General features: G+C 42.6%; 20 protein-coding genes. 18 read left to right on the forward strand and 2 right to left on the reverse strand.

Annotated elements, in window-relative coordinates:
• On the reverse strand, positions 1–1,392 hold the full coding sequence (gene dnaA, locus ACHB7C_RS14435) for a chromosomal replication initiator protein DnaA (RefSeq protein ID WP_042846777.1): 1,392 nt from the start codon (positions 1,390–1,392) through the stop codon (positions 1–3).
• A gap of 512 nt (positions 1,393–1,904) precedes the next feature.
• Between dnaA and ACHB7C_RS14440 the strand changes: the two genes are divergently transcribed.
• The 9 genes from ACHB7C_RS14440 to ACHB7C_RS14480 all read left to right on the forward strand — a co-directional run bounded on the left by ACHB7C_RS14440 (position 1,905) and on the right by ACHB7C_RS14480 (position 8,106).
• Positions 1,905–1,982, forward strand: a complete 78-nt coding sequence (locus ACHB7C_RS14440) for a hypothetical protein (protein ID WP_367575689.1) — start codon at positions 1,905–1,907, stop codon at positions 1,980–1,982.
• Positions 1,983–2,152: 170 nt separating this feature from the next.
• Positions 2,153–2,296 (forward strand): 50S ribosomal protein L34, encoded by a 144-nt coding sequence (gene rpmH, locus ACHB7C_RS14445; RefSeq protein WP_042846776.1) that lies wholly within the window; start codon positions 2,153–2,155, stop codon positions 2,294–2,296.
• A gap of 21 nt (positions 2,297–2,317) precedes the next feature.
• On the forward strand, positions 2,318–2,677 hold the full coding sequence (rnpA, locus tag ACHB7C_RS14450) for a ribonuclease P protein component (RefSeq protein ID WP_072035181.1): 360 nt from the start codon (positions 2,318–2,320) through the stop codon (positions 2,675–2,677).
• Complete coding sequence (yidD, locus tag ACHB7C_RS14455) at positions 2,641–2,901, forward strand: membrane protein insertion efficiency factor YidD (protein ID WP_042846775.1); 261 nt, start codon at positions 2,641–2,643, stop codon at positions 2,899–2,901. The genes rnpA and yidD overlap by 37 nt, the downstream gene beginning before the upstream one ends.
• 2 nt (positions 2,902–2,903) lie before the next feature.
• Positions 2,904–4,553 (forward strand): membrane protein insertase YidC, encoded by a 1,650-nt coding sequence (gene yidC, locus ACHB7C_RS14460; RefSeq protein WP_042846774.1) that lies wholly within the window; start codon positions 2,904–2,906, stop codon positions 4,551–4,553.
• Between the two features lie 127 nt (positions 4,554–4,680).
• Positions 4,681–6,045 (forward strand): tRNA uridine-5-carboxymethylaminomethyl(34) synthesis GTPase MnmE, encoded by a 1,365-nt coding sequence (mnmE, locus tag ACHB7C_RS14465; protein WP_166685546.1) that lies wholly within the window; start codon positions 4,681–4,683, stop codon positions 6,043–6,045.
• Between the two features lie 130 nt (positions 6,046–6,175).
• Positions 6,176–6,940: a transferase gene (locus ACHB7C_RS14470; RefSeq protein WP_349484013.1), complete on the forward strand. Its 765-nt coding sequence runs from the start codon at positions 6,176–6,178 to the stop codon at positions 6,938–6,940.
• A gap of 155 nt (positions 6,941–7,095) precedes the next feature.
• On the forward strand, positions 7,096–7,353 hold the full coding sequence (locus ACHB7C_RS14475; RefSeq protein WP_181468903.1) for a helix-turn-helix domain-containing protein: 258 nt from the start codon (positions 7,096–7,098) through the stop codon (positions 7,351–7,353).
• Positions 7,354–7,392: 39 nt separating this feature from the next.
• Complete coding sequence (locus ACHB7C_RS14480) at positions 7,393–8,106, forward strand: HipA domain-containing protein (RefSeq protein WP_225833099.1); 714 nt, start codon at positions 7,393–7,395, stop codon at positions 8,104–8,106.
• Here the strand turns inward: ACHB7C_RS14480 and fdhD are convergent.
• Positions 8,103–8,933, reverse strand: coding sequence for a formate dehydrogenase accessory sulfurtransferase FdhD (fdhD, locus tag ACHB7C_RS14485; RefSeq protein ID WP_042846771.1), 831 nt, complete (start codon positions 8,931–8,933; stop codon positions 8,103–8,105). The two genes, ACHB7C_RS14480 and fdhD, sit on opposite strands and share 4 nt — an antisense overlap.
• 176 nt (positions 8,934–9,109) lie before the next feature.
• Between fdhD and fdnG the strand changes: the two genes are divergently transcribed.
• From fdnG to ACHB7C_RS14530, 9 genes are all read left to right on the forward strand, one after another.
• Positions 9,110–12,157, forward strand: a complete 3,048-nt coding sequence (gene fdnG / locus ACHB7C_RS14490; RefSeq protein WP_080750904.1) for a formate dehydrogenase-N subunit alpha — start codon at positions 9,110–9,112, stop codon at positions 12,155–12,157.
• 11 nt (positions 12,158–12,168) lie between these two features.
• Positions 12,169–13,113, forward strand: coding sequence for a formate dehydrogenase subunit beta (gene fdxH / locus ACHB7C_RS14495; RefSeq protein WP_004906826.1), 945 nt, complete (start codon positions 12,169–12,171; stop codon positions 13,111–13,113).
• Positions 13,110–13,757, forward strand: coding sequence for a formate dehydrogenase cytochrome b556 subunit (gene fdoI / locus ACHB7C_RS14500; protein ID WP_042846768.1), 648 nt, complete (start codon positions 13,110–13,112; stop codon positions 13,755–13,757). Before fdxH ends, fdoI begins: the two co-directional genes overlap by 4 nt.
• Before the next feature lie 486 nt (positions 13,758–14,243).
• The gene (gene frc / locus ACHB7C_RS14505; protein ID WP_042846767.1) at positions 14,244–15,494 is read left to right on the forward strand and encodes a formyl-CoA transferase; all 1,251 of its coding nucleotides are present in this window, start codon (positions 14,244–14,246) and stop codon (positions 15,492–15,494) included.
• Between the two features lie 54 nt (positions 15,495–15,548).
• The gene (gene oxc / locus ACHB7C_RS14510) at positions 15,549–17,252 is read left to right on the forward strand and encodes an oxalyl-CoA decarboxylase (RefSeq protein WP_042846766.1); all 1,704 of its coding nucleotides are present in this window, start codon (positions 15,549–15,551) and stop codon (positions 17,250–17,252) included.
• 106 nt (positions 17,253–17,358) lie between these two features.
• The gene (gene yfdV / locus ACHB7C_RS14515) at positions 17,359–18,303 is read left to right on the forward strand and encodes a transporter YfdV (RefSeq protein WP_094301242.1); all 945 of its coding nucleotides are present in this window, start codon (positions 17,359–17,361) and stop codon (positions 18,301–18,303) included.
• A gap of 73 nt (positions 18,304–18,376) precedes the next feature.
• Positions 18,377–19,633: a formyl-CoA transferase gene (frc, locus tag ACHB7C_RS14520; protein ID WP_042846764.1), complete on the forward strand. Its 1,257-nt coding sequence runs from the start codon at positions 18,377–18,379 to the stop codon at positions 19,631–19,633.
• A gap of 227 nt (positions 19,634–19,860) precedes the next feature.
• On the forward strand, positions 19,861–21,009 hold the full coding sequence (locus ACHB7C_RS14525; RefSeq protein ID WP_395347690.1) for a nitrilase-related carbon-nitrogen hydrolase: 1,149 nt from the start codon (positions 19,861–19,863) through the stop codon (positions 21,007–21,009).
• The gene (locus ACHB7C_RS14530; RefSeq protein ID WP_395347691.1) at positions 20,928–21,593 is read left to right on the forward strand and encodes a carbon-nitrogen hydrolase family protein; all 666 of its coding nucleotides are present in this window, start codon (positions 20,928–20,930) and stop codon (positions 21,591–21,593) included. The genes ACHB7C_RS14525 and ACHB7C_RS14530 overlap by 82 nt, the downstream gene beginning before the upstream one ends.
• The last annotated feature ends 97 nt before the right edge of the window (positions 21,594–21,690 follow it).

The following is a 21,690-nucleotide window of genomic DNA, read 5'->3' on the forward strand; positions in this document are numbered from 1 at the left end:
TTAAGATGATAATGTTCTGATTAAATTAGAAAAATCTTCTTTGATGTCATGGCTCTCTTCCCGTAACTGTTCAATTTTACGACAAGCGTGTAATACCGTGGTATGGTCACGGCCGCCAAAGGCATCCCCGATTTCAGGTAAACTATGGTTGGTCAGCTCTTTTGCCAAGGCCATTGCCATCTGACGCGGACGAGCGACAGAACGAGAACGGCGTTTCGACAGTAAATCTGCCACTTTAATTTTATAATATTCAGCAACAGTTTTTTGAATATTATCAATAGTTACCAGTTTTTCTTGTAGTGCTAATAGGTCACGTAATGCTTCGCGTACAAAATCGATAGTAATTGCGCGACCTGTAAAGTTTGCGTTGGCGATCACACGATTTAATGCGCCTTCTAACTCACGAACATTAGAGCGAAGCCGTTTTGCGATGAAAAAAGCCACTTCACCTGGCAGTTGGATTTCATTTTCATCTGCTTTTTTCATTAATATCGCGACACGGGTTTCGAGTTCTGGTGGTTCGATTGCTACCGTTAAACCCCAACCAAAGCGTGACTTTAAGCGATCTTCAACCCCGTTAATCTCTTTTGGATAACGGTCGGATGTTAAAATAATTTGCTGATTGCCTTCAAGTAACGCGTTAAAAGTATGGAAAAACTCTTCTTGTGAACGCTCTTTGTTAGCAAAAAATTGAATATCATCAATAAGTAATGCATCTACAGAACGGTAATAACGTTTAAATTCTTCAATTGCGTTATTCTGTAGAGCTTTGACCATATCTTGAACAAAACGTTCAGAGTGCATATAAACCACGCGTGCGTTGGCTTTATGCTCCATAATACTATTGCCTACAGCATGTAATAAGTGAGTTTTACCTAAACCTGTTCCACCATAAAGGAATAGTGGATTATAGGCCCCACCCGGATTTTCAGCCACTTGCCTCGCGGCGGCACGAGCCAATTGGTTCGATTTACCTTCAACAAAGTTATCAAAAGTGTGCTTAGGGTTCACATTAGAACGGTAAGCGACTTCCGGTTGTACTTTGGCTGAGTTATCCCAACTTGGTTTAATCGGAGCTGACGGCGCGGCAAATGCAGGTACTTGGTTTGTTGTACGTGCTTGCGTTGCTGCCGGTGCGACGGCAATCGGTTTATTGCCCACTTCAAAGTGTAGAGCAGGCGCGTCAGTTCCACAAAAGTCATTCAATAATTCATTAATATTATTGATGTACTTGTCTCTAACCCAGTCGAGAACAAAACGATTTGGGGCATACAGTGCCAGTGTGTTGTCGTTTAATTCAGCTTGAAGGGGGCGTATCCACATACTGAATTCTGTGGCAGGTAGTTCATCCTGCAATCGGGCAAGACATTGCTGCCAAAGCGAAAGTGACACGTTGGACTCCCCTAAACAAGGTCAATGGAACAAGAATTACGGATTCAAACAAAGAATTTTCTCAGGATCACTTTTTATTAATGGCCCAAAGAGGTTTTAGATTAATTTTTACTTACCGCATATTGCTGATCAGTGGATCAGAAATAGACCCGAGATCATACCGCAAAATTAGCCAGAGATCTTCATTCTTTTACACAGTTTTTATGCTTTTTATCCACAGGTAAATGTGATAAGGCATCTCTTATGATAAAGAAACAGACAGGATGATCGTCATTACCCGCTATTTTTCCACATGGCTGGGGATAACTTTAGACGATTTCTCGAAAATATTCTGCTTGATCAAAAAATATTTTCAGATCACTTCAAGATCCTTGCGCTTTGGGGCGGAGTCCGTATAATCTTCCTCCCTGTGTACAGTACTGATGTGATTTTTACACAAAACTGAGGTAAACTTGCTGGGTACCGCTACTCTATTTTAACGCTGACGTTAAAGAGAGAGGGGTTAAAAGCAGGTGGTCAGCCAGTATGAAAGTAAAATAATCAGTTGGCTGTCACAACATATGTCGGCAAACCTGTCAGCCAGGCTATAAATAAAAGTGGTTTGATTGCGTCATTTCATTGACGTGACCCCCTATGTTTTATTACAATCCTGCCTCTTTCTATATTGTTGCGATAGAGGCACAGGTGTAAATCAGTTTTCACTGGTTGCCAACGCGTTTACTGAATCAGTAATAAATTTTAAAGTTAGGTAGAAATCGTTATGAAACGCACTTTTCAACCGTCCGTACTGAAGCGCAACCGTTCACACGGTTTCCGTGCTCGTATGGCTACAAAAAATGGTCGTCAAGTTCTGGCTCGCCGTCGTGCGAAAGGCCGCTCTAGTCTGACCGTTTCATCTAAGTAATAAAGCTAGCCCTCTATTCCAGTGGTTACGCTCGCTTTTACCCGGGAGTTACGTTTGTTAACTCCCAGGCATTTCGATAATGTCTTTAAGCAGCCGCAGAGGGCGAGTTCCCCAGAGATAACTATCCTTGGTCGCCTAAACGAGCTGGGGCATCCCCGCATCGGTCTTACCATCGCCAAAAAAAATGTTAAACGAGCTCATGAGCGAAATCGTATCAAACGGTTAGCCCGTGAATACTTTCGTTTGCATCAACATGAGTTGCCTTCAATGGATTTTGTGGTATTGGTAAGGAAAGGGGTCGCTAATCTCGACAATCAACAGATTACGGAATCGTTGGATAAGTTATGGCGTCGTCACCGTCGCTTGGCTCAAAATTCCTGATCATGCTGATCAGAGGCTACCAACTGGTGATTAGCCCGTTGTTAGGGCCTCGTTGTCGCTTCAATCCCACATGTTCAAATTACGGAATTGAGGCATTGCGCAGGTTTGGTATGCTAAAAGGGAGTTGGTTAACGGCGAAACGCATATTAAAATGCCACCCTTTACACGCTGGTGGAGATGATCCTGTCCCACCTAGAAAAACTGATGATAATAGAGAATTATAACGATGGATTCGCAACGCAATCTTCTACTCATCGCTTTGTTGTTCGTGTCGTTCTTAGTTTGGCAGGCCTGGGAGAGCGATAAAGTTGCTCAGGAAGTTAAAACTGTTCAAACTACGCAACAAGCGGATATGCCAAGCAGTGATGCTCAAGCCGTAACTGGCAGCGGGCAAGGTAAGCTCATCACAGTCAAAACAGATGTATTGGATATTCGTATCAATACTCGTGGTGGTGATATCGATGAGGCTGACCTGTTAGCCTATCCTGCGACCCTTCATTCGGAAGACCCTTTCCGTTTACTGGAAACTAACCCAGGCTTTGTCTACCAGGCACAAAGTGGTTTGATTGGCCTTCATGGCCCAGACAACCCCGCAAATAATAATGGCGAACGTCCACTGTACTCTACAGACTCTGCAACTTTCGTTTTAGAGAACGGTCAGGATGTGTTACGTGTTCCAATGACATTTACAGATAGCAACGGTGTTGTTTATCAGAAAACGTATATTGTGAAACGTGGCCAATACACTGTTGAAGTTGAATACAGTATTCAAAACCCGACAGCTCAACCTTTAAGTCTCGCTTTCTTCGGTCAGTTGAAACAAACTATCGAGTTACCAAAAGAGCGTGATACAGGTAGCAGTAATTTTGCTTTGCATACTTACCGTGGTGCAGCTTACTCTTCAGATGAAAACAACTATAAAAAATATAGCTTTGGTGACATCGAAGATAAAAGCCTTGATTTGACCACTAAAGGTGGCTGGGTCGCGATGTTGCAACAATATTTTGCAACCGCATGGATCCCTGCAAGTTCTGAAAAGAGCACCTTCTATACCATCGACCTTGATAAAAAATCTGCCATTATTGGTTATAAGAGTGAACCAATGACCATTGCTGCAAATGGTGCAGGTACTTATTCATCAACGTTATGGGTTGGTCCAGAAATTCAATCTGAAATGGCGGCAGTTGCTCCTCATTTAGATTTGACCGTAGATTACGGTTGGTTATGGTTTATCTCTCAGCCTCTGTTCAAACTGTTGAAATTTATTCACGGTTTCGTGGGTAACTGGGGTATTGCCATCATTGTTATTACCTTTATCGTCCGTGGTATTATGTACCCACTGACTAAAGCGCAATATACCTCAATGGCGAAAATGCGTTTACTGCAACCAAAATTGGCTGCGATGCGTGAGCGTATTGGTGATGACAAACAGCGTATGAGCCAAGAAATGATGGCGATGTATAAAGCAGAAAAAGTAAACCCACTGGGTGGATGTTTACCTCTGCTGATCCAAATGCCAATATTCCTTGCACTTTATTATATGTTGATGGGTTCTGTTGAACTGCGTCACGCCCCATTCTTTGGTTGGATCCAAGACTTGTCTGCGCAAGACCCGTATTACATCCTGCCAGTATTGATGGGTGTGACGATGTTTGTTATCCAGAAAATGTCACCGACCGCTGTGACTGACCCAATGCAGCAGAAGATCATGACGTACATGCCTGTCGTGTTTACTATTTTCTTCCTGTGGTTCCCATCAGGTCTGGTTCTGTATTATATCGTGAGTAACTTAGTCACTATTATCCAGCAACAAGTGATTTACCGTGGTCTGGAAAAACGTGGTCTACACAGTCGCGATAAAAAAGAGAAAAAATAATTTCGCTTCTCAGTAAATTGAGAATGGCTTCACAAAGCGAGATTCTATAGTAGTATTAAGGCGACCAATTATGGTCGCCTTAATTATTTTCAAAAAACAGTTTTCAAGTCAAAGACAGAGAAACCTCATGCAAATCAACGATACTATCGTCGCACAGGCAACACCTCCCGGTCGTGGTGGTGTCGGTATTTTACGTATATCTGGCCCAAAAGCTGCATTAGTGGCTGAAACCGTGTTGGGTAAACTCCCTAAGCCACGTTATGCGGATTATCTCCCTTTTCGTGATGTAGAAGGTTCTGTCCTTGACCAAGGTATTGCGCTTTACTTCCCTGGGCCAAATTCCTTTACAGGGGAAGATGTCCTTGAACTACAAGGACACGGTGGTCCGGTCATTCTTGATTTATTGCTAAGAAGAATACTCACTATTGATGGTATTCGTATAGCAAATCCGGGTGAGTTTTCTGAGCGTGCATTTTTGAATGATAAGCTTGATTTAGCCCAAGCTGAGGCGATTGCCGATTTAATCGATGCGAGTTCAGAGCAAGCGGCGCGTTCTGCAATGAACTCCTTACAGGGGGCTTTTTCTTCCCATATTCACCAATTAGTGGAAGCACTCACTCACTTGCGCATCTATGTGGAAGCAGCGATTGATTTTCCCGATGAAGAAATTGATTTTCTATCTGATGGTAAAATTGAAGCCAAGCTTAATGAAGTGGTTGCCGATTTAGAACAGGTTCGCTCCCAAGCTCGCCAAGGTAGTTTGTTGCGAGAAGGGATGAAAGTGGTGATTGCTGGGCGTCCAAACGCCGGTAAATCTAGCTTACTGAATGCGTTAGCAGGGCGAGAGGCAGCGATTGTCACGGATATAGCGGGTACAACCCGTGATGTGTTGCGTGAACATATACATATTGATGGAATGCCATTACATATCATTGATACAGCAGGCCTACGGGAAGCCAGTGATGAAGTTGAGCGTATAGGTATCGAGCGTGCATGGAAGGAGATTGAACAGGCTGACCATGTGCTGTTTATGGTGGATAGCACCACGACTGATGCCACTGAGCCACAAGAGATTTGGCCCGAATTTATGGCACGCCTACCCGATGAGCTACCCGTAACTGTGATCCGTAATAAAGCAGACATGACCGGGGAGCCGGTTGAGTTTATTGATAACACTCGTTACCCATTAATCCGTTTATCTGCTCGTGAAGAAAATGGTATTGATTTATTGCGGGATCATCTAAAAGAAGCGGTTGGCTTTAATAGTAATACAGAGGGTGGTTTCTTGGCACGTAGCCGCCATTTACAAGCATTGAATGCGGCCGCAGTTCACCTAGAACAGGGCTATAACCAGTTAGTGAATGCCCGCTCCGGTGAGCTTTTGGCTGAAGAGTTGCGTCTAGCCCAATTAGAACTCAGCGAAATCACGGGGGAGTTTACTTCTGATGATTTATTAGGCCGTATTTTCTCAAGTTTTTGTATTGGGAAGTAATACGATATCGTATTAACCTACACGGCGTTGTGTAGGTTTCCTTTCTTTTTTGTCGTCTTAATCCAATATTAAGCATTTAGTGTTTTTATTTTTCTAAAATGGTCGATTAAACCAACTAACAGATAAAAGCATGGATAAGTTATTGCAAGTTAACACTCAAAGTTACGCTCAACGCCCTGACTTAATAGAAGAGTGCGAGTTATTTCTTGATAAGTTATGGCCTCAGTTTATGAGCCAATCATCGGTATGTGATGAATATTGGAACAGGCTTGATGAAGAGCCCAATTCTTATTTTCAATTTATTGCCACTGTAAATGAGAACGAAGAGGAGCGGGTCATTGGTATTATTCGCTCTGTGCCTTTTTTATGGCCTTATGGTGATTTTAGCAAATTAGCGGAAATGGGCTGGGATGCGATTTTTAACTTCGCGATGGAAAATCAACAAGGCGGAGAGCCTTATATTTCGGCACTTTCTGTGACGGTTGACCCGCAATATCGTGGGTGTCAAATCCCTGCTTTATTGATTAATGCATTAAAACACGCAGCAAAAGAATATGCGGCAAAAGCGGTGATTGTGCCTGTTCGCCCAACATTAAAACATTGTTATCCATTACAGGATTTTGAGGCGTATTGCGGCTGGCAAAATGAGCGAGGAGAGCCTTTTGACCCGTGGTTCAGAACGCATTGGCGGTTGGGTGCCACGGTACTACAGCCCGTTCATCGTTCAATGGTCATTATAGGCTCAATTGCTGATTGGCAATCATGGACAGGTATGTATTTCCCGCAATCAGGGCAATATATTGTACCCAACGCTTTGGTGCCAGTTACTGTTGATATTCAGCGCCAACAAGTTGAATATATTGAGCCTAATTTGTGGATGCTGCACTCGCTTTAAGGCTCAGTATTGTGTCTATCTTTGAATGATACTTATCGATATATTTCTACACTCTATAGCGTGTTATTTATATTTTACCTGTTATAGCGTGTAAAATGATATTTACCGGTTATAGCAGGTAAATATCATTAGTGCCAAACAAGGTAGGTGTTAAAATGAAAGTGACCAATACCCGACAACTTAGTGCTTACATGAAAGATGTCAGAGAGACGAAAAAATTATCTCAAAGTAAAGTCGCAAGTAAAGTGGGTATTCGGCAAGATACCGTCTCCAGTTTTGAACTCTCTCCTGACTCTACCAAATTAGAAACCTTCTTTAAGATTTTATCTGCCCTAAATTTAGAACTCGATATTAAACCGCGAAATGAAAGTGGCTCATCAAACTCAAACTCTGGATGGAAGGAGGAGTGGTGATGGCGATTTTGCATGTATATATGAATGGTTATTGGGTAGGTGACTTTATTCGCTCAAGTACTGGGGCTCATCAGTTTAAATGATGTGCCCCATAGTTTTATTTTAAATGTAGGTGAAATAAAGGCGTTAGCGGTTGAACGTTTTGAGCGTAAATATTCTTCTGATTCCTCGTGGATTATGCGTTTACCACAAGAAGATTTTTGTCAAACATTGAATATTTCACCGGCAAGAAAATATCAAAATCATGGTGGACCGGGTATTTCTGAAATTATGAATTACTTATTAGGTTCAATAAATGCAGAGAAAGATAGATATCAGTTTATGAAGAGCCAGGTTTTGTTTTGGTTACTTGCAGCGACGGATGGCCATGCTAAAAATTTTTCATTATTTATTGAACCTGAAGGCCGTTATCAGTTAACACCTTTTTACGATATTTTGTCCATGTATCCTAGTTATGGGGGGAGGGGAATTAACCCTAGAGATGCCAAATTGGCTATGGGGCTGAAGGGAACAAGGGAGATGAAATACAATATAGAGCAAATTTTTCCAAGGCATTTTTTTGCAACGGCCAAGGAGGTTGGTTTTGACCGCACTGAAATGGAAAAAATCTTAATTGAGTTTGATGAGCAAATGGAAAGTGTTATTACAAAGGTTAGGGAACAGCTTCCAACCAATTTCCCTAAGCACATTGCAGACTCAATTTTATCAGGGTTACATCATAAAGCCGCACGATTAAAAAAAGGTTGGGATTAATCCTTTACCCGACTCGGATGGGTAAACACGGTGGCTTTCCCCTGACGGCAAAAACCGACTAAGGTTAAATTGGCTTTTTCCGCCACTTCGATAGCGAGTGCCGTGGCAGCAGAAACGGCAAATAAAATTTCTGCACCGCAACTGGCGGCTTTTTGTACCATTTCATAACTTGCGCGGCTAGAAACCAATACAGCACCTTGTTGCCATTGGTTACGATGCTTCATTCCGAGTAGTTTATCAAGTGCGACATGGCGACCGACATCTTCGCATCCTCCCACTAATAAACCTTCTGGTGATATCCATGCGGCGGCGTGGGTACAGCCCGTTAGGGCACCTATTTCTTGTACCTTTTTCAATTCATGTAGCGCGTTATCTAAGTAAGACAAGGAAAATGTTTGTGTAAAAGGTAGGGGAGCGATGGGTTTAAAAATTTCATCGAGTTGTTCGGTACCACAAATACCACAGCCTGTACGCCCTGCTAAATTACGGCGGCGTTCTTTTAGCTCCATAAATCGGCGGCTAGATAATTCAACCTGTACTTCAATTCCTCGGTTACAGCCTTCAACGATATCAATTCCACGTATTTCATCACCTGACTGTATTATCCCTTCTGAAAGTGCAAACCCGACGGCAAAATCCGCTAAATCTTTTGGCGTTGCCATCATAACAACATGTGATATGCCATTGAACACTAGAGCGACAGGATATTCTTCTGCAACATAATCATTAACGGGTGAGTTAAGGTTGCCTTTTTGTTGCACGCTTGTGTGATTTAAGCCAATCATTTTAGTTAATTTGGAGTCATTTGTAGTATTTGTTTCATACATTAGATGAATTCCTAGCATTAATGATACATAATATTAATTATGGGTAAAAAGAATTTACACCATTTGCCAGGCAATGTACCTGGATACGATAGGGAAGACGTTGAATAAGAACAGTTTACCTGATTATCGCGATTGGCGTTAGGTAAACATGAGCAATGTATAATGAGGAGATCCCCATGCAAGTCAGCAGAAGGCAGTTCTTTAAGATCTGCGCTGGCGGTATGGCAGGTACGACGGCAGCAGCATTAGGGTTTGCACCCGCCACTGCGTTAGCGTCAACGCGCCAGTATAAATTACTGCGTGCGAAGGAAACCAGAAATACCTGTACCTACTGTTCTGTCGGCTGTGGGCTGTTAATGTACAGCCTTGGTGATGGCGCGAAAAATGCGAAAGAAAGCATTTTCCATATTGAAGGGGACCCGGATCATCCGGTAAACCGTGGTGCACTTTGTCCTAAAGGTGCTGGACTTATCGATTTTATCCACAGTGAAAGCCGCCTTAAGTACCCTGAAGTGCGTGAGCCAGGGACAAATGAGTGGAAACGTATCACTTGGAATGAAGCCTTTGATCGTATCGCTAAGTTAATGAAAGAAGACCGCGATGCGAACTTTATTGAAAAAAATAAAGAGGGTGTCACTGTTAACCGTTGGCTAACCACCGGTATGCTATGTGCATCCGCAGGAAGCAATGAAAGCGGCTTTGTAACCCAAAAATTTACCCGCGCTCTCGGCATGCTTGCCGTAGATAACCAAGCGCGTGTCTGACACGGACCAACGGTAGCAAGTCTTGCTCCAACATTTGGTCGCGGTGCGATGACCAACCACTGGGTTGACATTAAAAATGCAAACCTAGTTGTCGTTATGGGTGGTAATGCGGCAGAAGCGCATCCAGTCGGTTTCCGCTGGGCGATGGAAGCTAAAATCCATAATAAAGCCAAACTAATCGTTATTGACCCTCGCTTTACCCGTACTGCGGCAGTGGCGGATTTTTACACGCCTATTCGCTCAGGTACTGATATTGCGTTCTTGTCTGGTGTTATCAAATACTTATTGGATAATGAAAAAATTCAGCGTGAATACGTGGAAGCGTATACCAACGCCAGTTTAGTTATTCGTGAAGATTATGGTTTTGATGACGGCCTGTTTACAGGTTATGACGAAGAAAAACGTCAATACGACAAAACCACGTGGAACTATGAGATGGATGAAAACGGCCTTGCGCTGCGCGATCCGACTCTGAAACACCCACGTTGTGTGCTAAATCTATTAAAAGAGCACGTCAGCCGTTATACACCTGAAGTGGTGAATAACATCTGTGGTACGCCAATTAAAGACTTCTTGCAAGTCTGTGAATACCTTGCAGAAACGAGTGCTAAAGATAAAACCGCTTCGTTCTTGTACGCATTAGGTTGGACACAACATACTGTTGGTGCCCAAAACATTCGTACTATGGCGATGATCCAGTTACTTCTGGGTAATATGGGGATGCTAGGCGGTGGTGTAAACGCACTGCGCGGGCACTCCAATATCCAAGGGTTAACTGACTTAGGCTTGCTATCTCAAAGCTTGCCGGGTTATTTGACCTTACCATCCGAAAAACAAACGACATTAGACAGTTATTTAACTGCCAATACACCGAAAGCGACGGTTGCAGGCCAAGTTAACTATTGGAGCAACTATCCGAAATTTTTCGTCAGTATGATGAAAACTTTTTATGGTGATAAAGCGCAGAAAGAAAATGACTGGGGCTTTGATTTATTACCGAAATGGGATCAAGGCTACGATGTGTTGCGTTATTTCGAAATGATGGATAAGGGGGAAGTTAACGGTTATATCTGCCAAGGCTTTAACCCGGTTGCTTCATTCCCGAATAAAAACAAAGTCATTAAATCACTTTCTAAGTTGAAGTATTTAATTACCGTTGACCCGCTGAATACGGAAACATCCAATTTCTGGCAAAACCACGGCGAAATGAACGATGTGAAACCGGAAGAAATCCAAACTACGGTATTCCGTCTACCTTCTTGTTGTTTTGCTGAAGAAAATGGCTCGATTGTTAACTCAGCTCGTTGGTTACAATGGCACTGGAAAGGTGCGGATGCTCCGGGCGAAGCCATTAGTGATGGTGAAATTCTTTCGGGGATTTTCCATCGCATGCGTCAGTTATATGCTGCCGAAGGTGGTGCTGTGCCAGAGCAGGTTCTGAGTATGACTTGGAACTACTTTGACCGTGATAATCCAACTCCGGAAGAAGTCGCTCAAGAAAACAATGGCTATGCTTTAGTTGACTTGAAAGATGCAGATGGCAACGTGATTGTTAAAAAAGGTGAATTACTTAGCTCCTTTGCTCAATTACGTGATGACGGTACGACATCAAGTGGTTGCTGGATCTTTACGGGTAGCTGGACACCAAAAGGTAACCAGATGGCTAACCGTGATAACTCTGACCCAACAGGTCTGGGTAACACATTAGGTTGGGCATGGGCATGGCCTTTGAACCGTCGCGTGATTTATAACCGCGCATCAGCTGACCCAATGGGTAAACCGTGGGACCCAAAACGTCAGATTCTTGAGTGGGATGGCAGCAAATGGACAGGAATGGATATTCCTGACTATAGCAATGCTGCTCCGGGTAGTGGTGTTGGTCCGTTTATCATGCAACCGGAAGGTATGGGGCGTTTATTCGCACTGGATAAAATGGCGGAAGGCCCATTCCCAGAGCATTATGAGCCTATCGAGACCCCGCTTGATACTAACCCATTGCATCCAAATGTGGTGTCTAACCCTGCGGCTCGTGTCTTTAAAGATGACTGGGCTCAAATGGGTAAAGCGACTGAATTCCCTTATGTGGGAACCACTTATCGCTTAACGGAACACTTCCACTATTGGACAAAACATGCGCTGTTAAATGCCATTATTCAGCCGCAACAATTCATCGAGATTGGTGAACGTTTAGCGAATGAAAAAGGTATCAAGCAAGGCGATACGGTAAAAGTTAGCTCTAAACGTGGTTACATCAAAGCGAAAGCAGTCGTTACCAAACGTATTCATACCCTGAAAGTGGCTGGAAAAGATATCGATACTATCGGTATTCCAATTCACTGGGGATTTGAAGGTTTGGCAGTGAAAGGCTTTATCGCTAATACGTTAACGCCGTTTGTGGGTGATGCGAATACTCAGACACCGGAATTTAAATCATTCCTTGTCAATGTGGAAAAGGTGTAAGGAGATAAATTATGTCAATGCAATCTCAGGACATTATTCGTCGTTCTGCCACCAATTCCCTGACTCCCGCACCTCAGGTGCGGGACTATAAGGAAGAGGTTGCAAAGCTTATCGACGTTACGACCTGTATCGGCTGCAAAGCTTGTCAGGTCGCATGTTCCGAATGGAATGATATCCGTGACAAAATAGGGACTAACGTTGGGGTATATGATAACCCAACAGATTTAACAGCTAAGTCATGGACAGTAATGCGTTTTTCTGAAGTCGAAGAAAACGATAAGTTTGAATGGCTGATCCGTAAAGATGGCTGTATGCACTGTGCTGACCCAGGGTGCTTAAAGGCATGTCCTTCAGAAGGTGCTATTGTTCAGTACAAAAACGGTATCGTTGATTTCCAATCAGAACATTGTATTGGTTGCGGTTACTGTATTGCGGGTTGCCCGTTTGATGTGCCACGTATCAACCCAGAAGATAACCGTGCATACAAATGTACGTTGTGTGTTGACCGTGTTGAAGTCGGTCAAGAGCCTGCGTGTGTGAAAACTTGTCCGACAGGGGCTATTCATTTCGGTAGCAAAGAAGACATGATTAACATGGCAGGTGAGCGTGTTGAAGAGCTGAAAACACGTGGTTATGCAAATGCAGGTTTATATGACCCTGAAGGTGTTGGCGGTACGCATGTTATGTACGTCTTACACCACGCAGATAAACCTCAGTTGTACCACGGGCTGCCGGAAAACCCGACAATCAGCCCAACCGTCACTTTCTGGAAAGGTATCTGGAAGCCGTTGGCAGCGGTTGGTTTTGCTGCAACATTTGCGGCGGCCATCTTCCACTATGTGGGTATTGGTCCGAACCGCGTCTCCAAAAAAGATGAAGAAGAGGCTTTAGAAGATTTGCATAATGCAATGTCATCTGACACTTCGAAATCAAAAGAAGGGGAGGATCAGAAATGATGCCAGATGATAACGATAAAATTATCCGCCATAAGCCGATTGAAAGGATCAATCACTGGGCGGTTGTGATTTGCTTTTTGTTCACCGCGATCAGTGGTCTAGGGTTCTTTTTCCCATCATTAAACTGGTTTATGAACATTTTAGGTACGCCACAACTGTCTCGAATTTTACATCCATTCGTGGGCACAGCGATGTTCTTGCTGTTCGTGTTTATGTTCTTCCGTTATTTCCACCATAACTTCATTAATAAAGAAGATATTAAGTGGGCTAAGAATATTGGTAAGGTACTGAAAAACGAAGAGGCAGGCGATGTAGGGCAATATAACCTCGGTCAAAAAGGGGTATATTGGGTAGTCACCATTTGCTTACTAGCATTGGTTATCACAGGTGTGATTATGTGGCGCCCTTATTTTGCGGATTATTTCCCTATTCCTGTTTATCGTGCAGCTATCTTAGTGCACTCACTTTCAGCTATCGCATTGATCATCATGATAGTGGTGCATGCATACGCTGCAATTTGGGTGAAAGGCTCTGTACGTGCGATGGTTGAAGGTTGGGTAACTCGTGGTTGGGCAAGAAAGCATCACCCACGCTGGTACCGTGAAATCATCGAAAAAGAAAAGCAGCAGCAAGAGAAAAACTAAGTATCTTGATAGTATTTTTAAAACCCACAAATTATATTTGTGGGTTTTTTTATATTATTTAATTATCATATTCAGATGGGTTTTATTTTAACTGTGTTTAATTATTTATTAAAAATATATTTTAATTTATCAATATTAGAATGTCGATATTAGATTTATTATCTTAATTTTATGCTTTATTTAATAAAGATGGTCATATTTAGAGTAACTAAATAATACATTTAGATGATGTTGATTTATTATTCAATAATAGAGCAATAGTGAAATTAATTACTATATTTAATATTATTTTAGCCTATTGATATTAAAAAATAATTAAAGCGGCGAATCACTGGACTTATACCATAATATTTAATACAAATAGTTAACGGTTGCGGAATATATTACCTCAACAAAATAAAACCCTCATATTTAAATATATTATTTTAATACAGTGAAATAAATATCATTCATTCCATTTACGATAGCTAAATAAAGAGGTAATGCATGGATCTTCCTTTACAAGGTATCAAAGTACTCGACTTCACCGGTGTACAGTCAGGGCCATCTTGTACCCAAATGTTAGCGTGGTTTGGGGCTGATGTTATAAAAATTGAACGCCCCGGCGTTGGTGATGTAACTCGTAATCAACTTAGAGATATTCCCGATGTTGATGCGCTTTATTTTACCATGCTCAATAGTAATAAACGTTCCGTTGAATTAAATACTAAAACGCCAGAAGGGAAAGAAGTTATGGAGCGGCTGATCAAACAAGCCGATGTCCTTGTTGAAAACTTCCATCCAGGTGCCATCGACCATATGGGTTTTACTTGGGAACATATTCAAGAATTAAATCCTCGTCTGATTTTCGGCTCCATTAAAGGTTTCGATGAAAACTCACCTTATGCCAATGTTAAAGCTTATGAAAATGTGGCTCAAGCCGCTGGTGGAGCAGCATCAACTACCGGTTTTTGGGATGGTCCTCCACTTGTCAGCGCCGCTGCATTAGGTGACAGTAATACAGGGATGCATTTATTAATCGGCTTATTGGCAGCACTGTTACATCGAGAGAAAACGGGTAAAGGGCAACGCGTGACGATGTCGATGCAAGATGCCGTACTCAACTTATGTCGTGTAAAACTACGCGATCAGCAGCGTTTAGAAAAAATCGGCTATTTAGAAGAATACCCTCAGTATCCAAATGGTAAATTTGGTGATGCCGTTCCCCGTGGCGGAAATGCAGGAGGCGGTGGGCAGCCCGGTTGGATCTTGAAATGTAAAGGCTGGGAAACAGACCCGAATGCTTATATCTATTTCACTATTCAGGAACAAGATTGGGAACAGACTTGCATTGCCATTGGTAAGCCGGAATGGGCGAGTGACCCAGCTTATAGTACCCCACAAGCTCGACAGCCACATATCTTTGATATCTTTGCTGAAATCGAAAAGTTCTTGGCAGATAAAGACAAACATGAAGCCGTTGAATACCTCAGTAAGTATGGGGTGCCATGTGCGCCAGTACTGAGCATGCGTGAAATTGCCAGAGACCAATCACTTCGTGATAGCGGAAGCGTTGTTGAAGTAGAACAACCTAAAAGAGGCACTTACTTAACTGTAGGCTGCCCAATGAAATTCTCTTCGTTCACACCAGATATAAAGAGTGCCCCATTGTTGGGTGAGCACACAGAAGAAGTACTGACTGAGCTAGGTTACAGTGCAGATGAAATTGCATCTATGCGAACCAATAAAGCTATCTAAATTGTAATTGGGGGAGAATACCTTCCCCATCATTCTGCTATCGATGAGGTGGACATGTCTGCTGACCAAAATCAAAATTTAACGGATGGTATGCATATTATTGTTGATGCACTGAAAAAGAATGGCATTGACACAATCTATGGCGTTGTTGGTATCCCTGTTACGGATATGGCGAGGCATGCTCAAGCCGAGGGAATACGTTATATTGGCTTTCGCCATGAACAGTCTGCGGGTAATGCGGCTGCCATTAGTGGTTTTATTACCCAAAAACCCGGTATTTGTTTGACGGTTTCTGCACCGGGCTTTTTAAATGGTATGGTGGCACTAGCCAATGCGACAACCAATGGCTTTCCGATGATCCAAATAAGTGGCTCAAGCGATAGGGCGATCATAGACCTGCAACAAGGGGACTATGAAGAGCTGGACCAGATGAATACTGCAAAGCCATTTGTCAAAGCTTCCTACCGAGTTAATAAACCAGAAGATTTAGGGATTGCTTTAGCAAGAGCCATACGAGCTTCGGTATCGGGTCGCCCTGGCGGTGTATATCTTGACCTTACCACTGAGGTGTTAGCGGCGGTGATGGATAAAGACGAAGCAGACAAAACGATTTTTAAGGTAGAAGACCCTGCACCAAGACAAATTCCATCACCTGATTCAGTGAATAAAGCGCTTAAGTTACTTGCATCAGCTAAGCGGCCATTAATTATTTTGGGTAAAGGCGCCGCATATGCACAAGCGGATGACAATATTCGTCAATTTATTGAAACGACGGGTATTCCTTATTTACCGATGTCAATGGCAAAAGGTTTGCTACCTGATACCCACCCACTGTCAGCGGCATCAGCTCGCTCATATGCCTTATCCAGTGCGGATGTTGTGGTGTTAATGGGCGCACGCCTTAATTGGTTGCTTGATCATGGAAAAGGTAAGCATTGGTCGCCAGACACTCAATTTATTCAATTGGATATTGAGCCATCTGAGATTGATAGTAACCGCCCAATAACCGCACCTGTTGTTGGTGATATTTACTCAAGTATTGAGTCTTTACTGGCTGGTCTTAAATCAATCCCTGTTAAATCCCCAACAGAATGGATTGCCAGTATTGATGAGCATAAGAAAATCAATGTCGAGAAAATGGCTGCTAAGTTAAATACTGACACTTCTCCGATGAACTATTTCAATGCATTACGTGCAATCCGTGATGTGCTGGTCGATCACCAAGATGTTTATGTCGTTAATGAAGGCGCTAACACGCTTGATAATGGACGAAATATTATTGATATGTACCAACCACGTAAGCGCTTAGATTGTGGAACATGGGGCGTTATGGGGGTGGGGATGGGTTACGCTGTTGGTGCGGCAGTAACCAGTGGTAAACCCGTGGTGGCTATTGAAGGTGACAGTGCATTCGGTTTTAGTGGTATGGAGATAGAAACTATTTGCCGTTATAAACTGCCAGTGACCATTCTAATTTTTAATAATGGCGGAATATACCGTGGCGATGGTGTGAATTTGCATGGTGATAGCGACCCTTCTCCAACGGTATTAATGGGAACTGCCCGTTACGACAAGATGATAGAGGCTTTTGGTGGTATCGGCTATAACGCAACGACACCAGCAGAAATACAACAGGCATTGAAAGCAGGGTTAACATCAGGTAACCCAACGTTAATTAATGTGGTGATAGACCCTGATGTGGGGACTGAAAGTGGCCATATAGGCAGCTTGAATCCTAAATCAGTAGTAAAAAATTAACCCAACATCAATTTAAAAAGTTGAAATTTCATAGCGCCACTTACTTGATATAAGTGGCGTAAGGTACTTTATCGTCAAAAAATAGGTGGGTCTTATGGCTGACTTTATGTTGAAGATTTTTATGAGTGACCTATTGCCTATCATTATTATTATGGTCCTTGGTTATGCGAGTGGTAAGCGTAATGTATTTACGGAAGACCAAGCAAAGGCATTCAATAAATTAGTTTTAAATTATGCATTACCCGCGGCATTATTTGTTTCAATTGCACGCGCTAATCGTGAAATGATATTTGCTGACACTAAACTGACCATTATTTCGTTTGTAACTTTATTAATTTGTTTCTTTTTCTCTTTCTTTAGTTGTAAATATATTTTTAAACATAGTCGTGGTGAAGCGGCGGTATGTGCATTGATTGCAGGTTCTCCGACCATCGGTTTTCTTGGGTTTGCAATACTCGACCCTATTTATGGTGCGACCGTTTCTACAGGTCTCGTTGTGGCAATTATCTCAATTATTGTTAATGCCATTACTATTCCTATTGGTCTATTTTTACTTAACCCATCTGATGCAGAAGGTAAGAAAGGGGGAGGAGGAATGGACGCTTTGGTCTCTGCTTTTAAAGAGCCAGTGGTATGGGCCCCGGTATTAGCAACGGTATTGGTTCTTATTGGTATTAAAATCCCCCCTATTTTAGACCCGACTTTTGAATTAATTGCTAAAGCGAATTCAGGTGTAGCGGTATTTGCCGCAGGCTTGACATTAGCAGCGAATAAATTCGAGTTTGATGGTGAAATTGTTTACAACACATTATTAAAACTCGTGTTAATGCCAGGCTTAATGTTACTTGCGGGAATGACGTTTAATATGGAATCTGAGCAATTGCAAATGATGGTATTAGCGGGGGCATTACCACCTGCGTTCTCAGGGATTATTATTGCAAGTCGCTTTAATATTTATACCCGTACTGGAACCGCATCACTGGCGGTAAGTGTACTTGGTTTTATTATTGCAGCACCCGTGTGGATCTATATCGCTCGAGTCGTCGCTTAGAAATGTCCGTTTGATAAAAGTCTCGACCATGGTGGGATTGGCATCATGGTCTTTCGGCAAAAAGAGGTAAATGATGACAGCTACAAAGCCTTTAGATGGAATACGTGTTCTAGATTTTACAGGGGTTCAGTCTGGGCCATCTTGTACCCAAATGTTAGCGTGGTTTGGGGCTGATGTGATAAAGATAGAACGACCAAGAGTTGGAGATGTAACTCGTCATCAATTGCGTGATATTCCTGATGTGGATGCATTATATTTTACCATGCTTAATAGTAATAAGCGTTCTTTAGAGCTGGATACTAAAACCCCAGAGGGTAAAGAAGTCATGGAAAAGCTGATACGCCAAGCGGACGTGTTAGTTGAAAATTTCCATCCGGGGGCGATTGACCATATGGGATTCACATGGGAGTACATTCAACAATTAAATCCTCGTTTAATTTTTGGTTCCATCAAAGGGTTTAATCAAAACTCGCCTTACGCAGATGTGAAAGCGTACGAAAATGTTGCCCAATCAGCAGGAGGTGCAGCCTCAACAACAGGGTTCCCTGATGGCCCACCCGTTGTAAGTGCAGCAGCCCTTGGGGACAGTAATACGGGAATGCATTTACTGATTGGCTTGTTAACCGCATTGTTACACCGCGAAAAAACCGGTAAAGGTCAACGCGTGACGATGTCAATGCAAGATGCCGTGCTGAATTTATGCCGTGTAAAATTACGTGACCAACAGCGCTTAGAAAAAATAGGTTATTTAGAAGAGTATCCGCAATATCCAAATGGAAAGTTTGGTGATGCGGTTCCCCGAGGCGGAAATTCCAGCGGGGGAGGTCAGCCCGGCACCATGCTTAAATGTAAGGGCAGTGATACTGATCCTAATGCTTATATTTACTTTATTAATCAGGATCATAACTGGGAAAACACCTGTGATGCGATTGGTCGACCGGAATGGAAAACCGACCCTAATTTCGCAACGACCGAAGCTCGGGTAAGCCATATTCAGGATGTATGGGATGCGATTGAAGATATTGCGAAAGACAAAGATAAACATGAAATAACCGATTATTTCGATAAGTTTGGCGTGCCTTGTTCCGCAGTGCTGAGTATGAAAGAGATTATGGAAGATAAATCTTTGCGTGGTAGTGGTTCTATTGTTGAAGTTAAGCAACCCATACGGGGTTCTTATTTAACGGTAGGGTGCCCAGTGAAGTTTTCTAGTTTTATTCCAGAAATTAAGAGTGCTCCATTACTGGGAGAACATAATCACGAAATATTGAAAGAGCTTGGTTATAGCGATGAACAAATTATTGAGATGAAAAATAAAAGTGTTATTTAATTAATAATACTTTAAACACCCAATAATTGGTGAGCTTAAATAGATAGTCAATATTAAATTGTTATATTTGGATATTAATATATTCAAATATAACAATAATGCACAGAATTTGAATGGCTTAATTCGCTTTTTAAACCCATAAATTATTTTTCTATTCTATCCACGATTAATTATTCATTAATAGTGGGGGCTTTTTACTACTCTATTCGTTGAATAAGGATTGTCATATGCGTATTTCTGAAATTAAAAAAAGTAGTAAGGTTGCTGCCGTTGATTTTGTTCCTGCATGGGGTGATTTAAATGGGAATATTCAACGCCTAGTTGCAGCTGCAGAGAAAGTTGCTGCTCAGGGTGTCGACTATGCCGTTTTTCCTGAAACAGCGGTTAGCGGTTATTTATTTTCGGACACGGCTGAGTTAGCACCTTATTTAGATACTATTCCGGGTAAAACGACGGCGGCAATTTTACCTGTCCTCGCACAGACTGGCATGTATATGAGCGTTGGTATTGCTGAGCGAGATAGTGAAACAGGTTTAGCTTATAATTCAGCGGTCCTAATGGGGCCTGAAGGTATCATTGGTAAATATCGAAAAATAGGGTTGAACTCCCAAGACCAAAAAGTATTTGCTCCGGGTAATACTGGTGTGAAAACGTTTGATACCCCGATAGGCCGCATCGCATTATTAATTTGTTATGACGATACCTATTGGCAATATGTTCGTTTAGCGGCACTTGAAGGGGCTCAAATTATTGGTTGGCATTCAGTTTCGGACCGTATGATGCCTGATGCAACAGCGGCAGAAATGCTAGGTGACCACTCAACAGTGGCCCATGTTCAACATATGAGTGCACTGAATGGCGTATGGGTAGTTTGTGCGACACGCAGCGGTATTGAAACGAATCCAATTACCAAGGGACAGCTGTATTATAATGGGGGGTCGAGTGTGTGGTCCCCGTCCGGTCATAAGGTGGCGCAGTCCCCGGTGTTAAGCCCTTTAGAATTGGAACCCGGGTTGAATGGCATATATAGCGCAATGATTGATTTAGATGAAGCCGATAAACAGCGTAATACTTTGCTTGCTAAGCGTCGTCCTGACTTATATTCCCCAACACTTGCATTTCATCGTAGCCCTACGGATATCAATGCAACTTCGACGATAGTGCAAACCACTTTTATTGCAGCCCAGTGGGAAAAATCAGTCTCTAAGTTAGACTCCATTCAGGTGGGTGAGAATGAACTCTTAGTTTTACCTGAGCTTTCGGCACTTCCTTATACGATGACCCGAATATTATTTTGTCCCATGCCGAAACACGAGGGGGGGTATTTGAACAAACCCTTTGCAAAGCAGCTTATGAAGGGAAAGGGTATATTGTAGGTAGTTACCCTGAAATTGATACCGATAAACTGTACCACACGGTGGTGCTAGCGGGCCCAGCGGGGGATATACTCGCCCGTTATCGAGTGACACACCTTAATGAGCGTGATAGTGGCTGGGCAATGGCAGGCCATGCAGTCAGTGTCACGGCAACTCCTATTGGGCGCATTGCTTTGGCTGCGGCACATGAATTAGAAGTCCCAGAACTCGCGGGGTTATATAGTGCATTACGCGCTGATATTTTGGCGGCGCCAGCGGGCATACCGAGTGATTTGAAAGTTGAAATTGATAGCCATCTTTATTCTGTGGAAAACCCACCGACTGGGCGAGCGGATTTTATCCCTTATGCTATCGCAACATTAAACCAACTATGGGTGATATGTGGAGGCCGCAATGAACGAGATTCAACGTCGGCCGCCATATACGGGCCTGAACCCGTCGTACTGACGCCAACATTAACAGCACAGAGAGGGGCTGAAGATGTTAGATTACAAACACAGGTTCCTGCTCCTTTTACTTGGATTAATCAAGAGCGTTTAATTAGTGGGCAGCAAGCCATTTGGTTTACGCCGCTAACTCGGTAGTTATTTTTGTTTTCCTGTTGTAATTCATTTGGTTACAACAGGAATGCTAAGTTATTAATATGAAAAATATTACTCATTAGCAATTAAAAGCCGGCAA

It is taken from the genome of Providencia sp. 2024EL-00732 (genome assembly GCF_044006275.1).
Lineage (GTDB): Bacteria > Pseudomonadota > Gammaproteobacteria > Enterobacterales > Enterobacteriaceae > Providencia > Providencia huashanensis.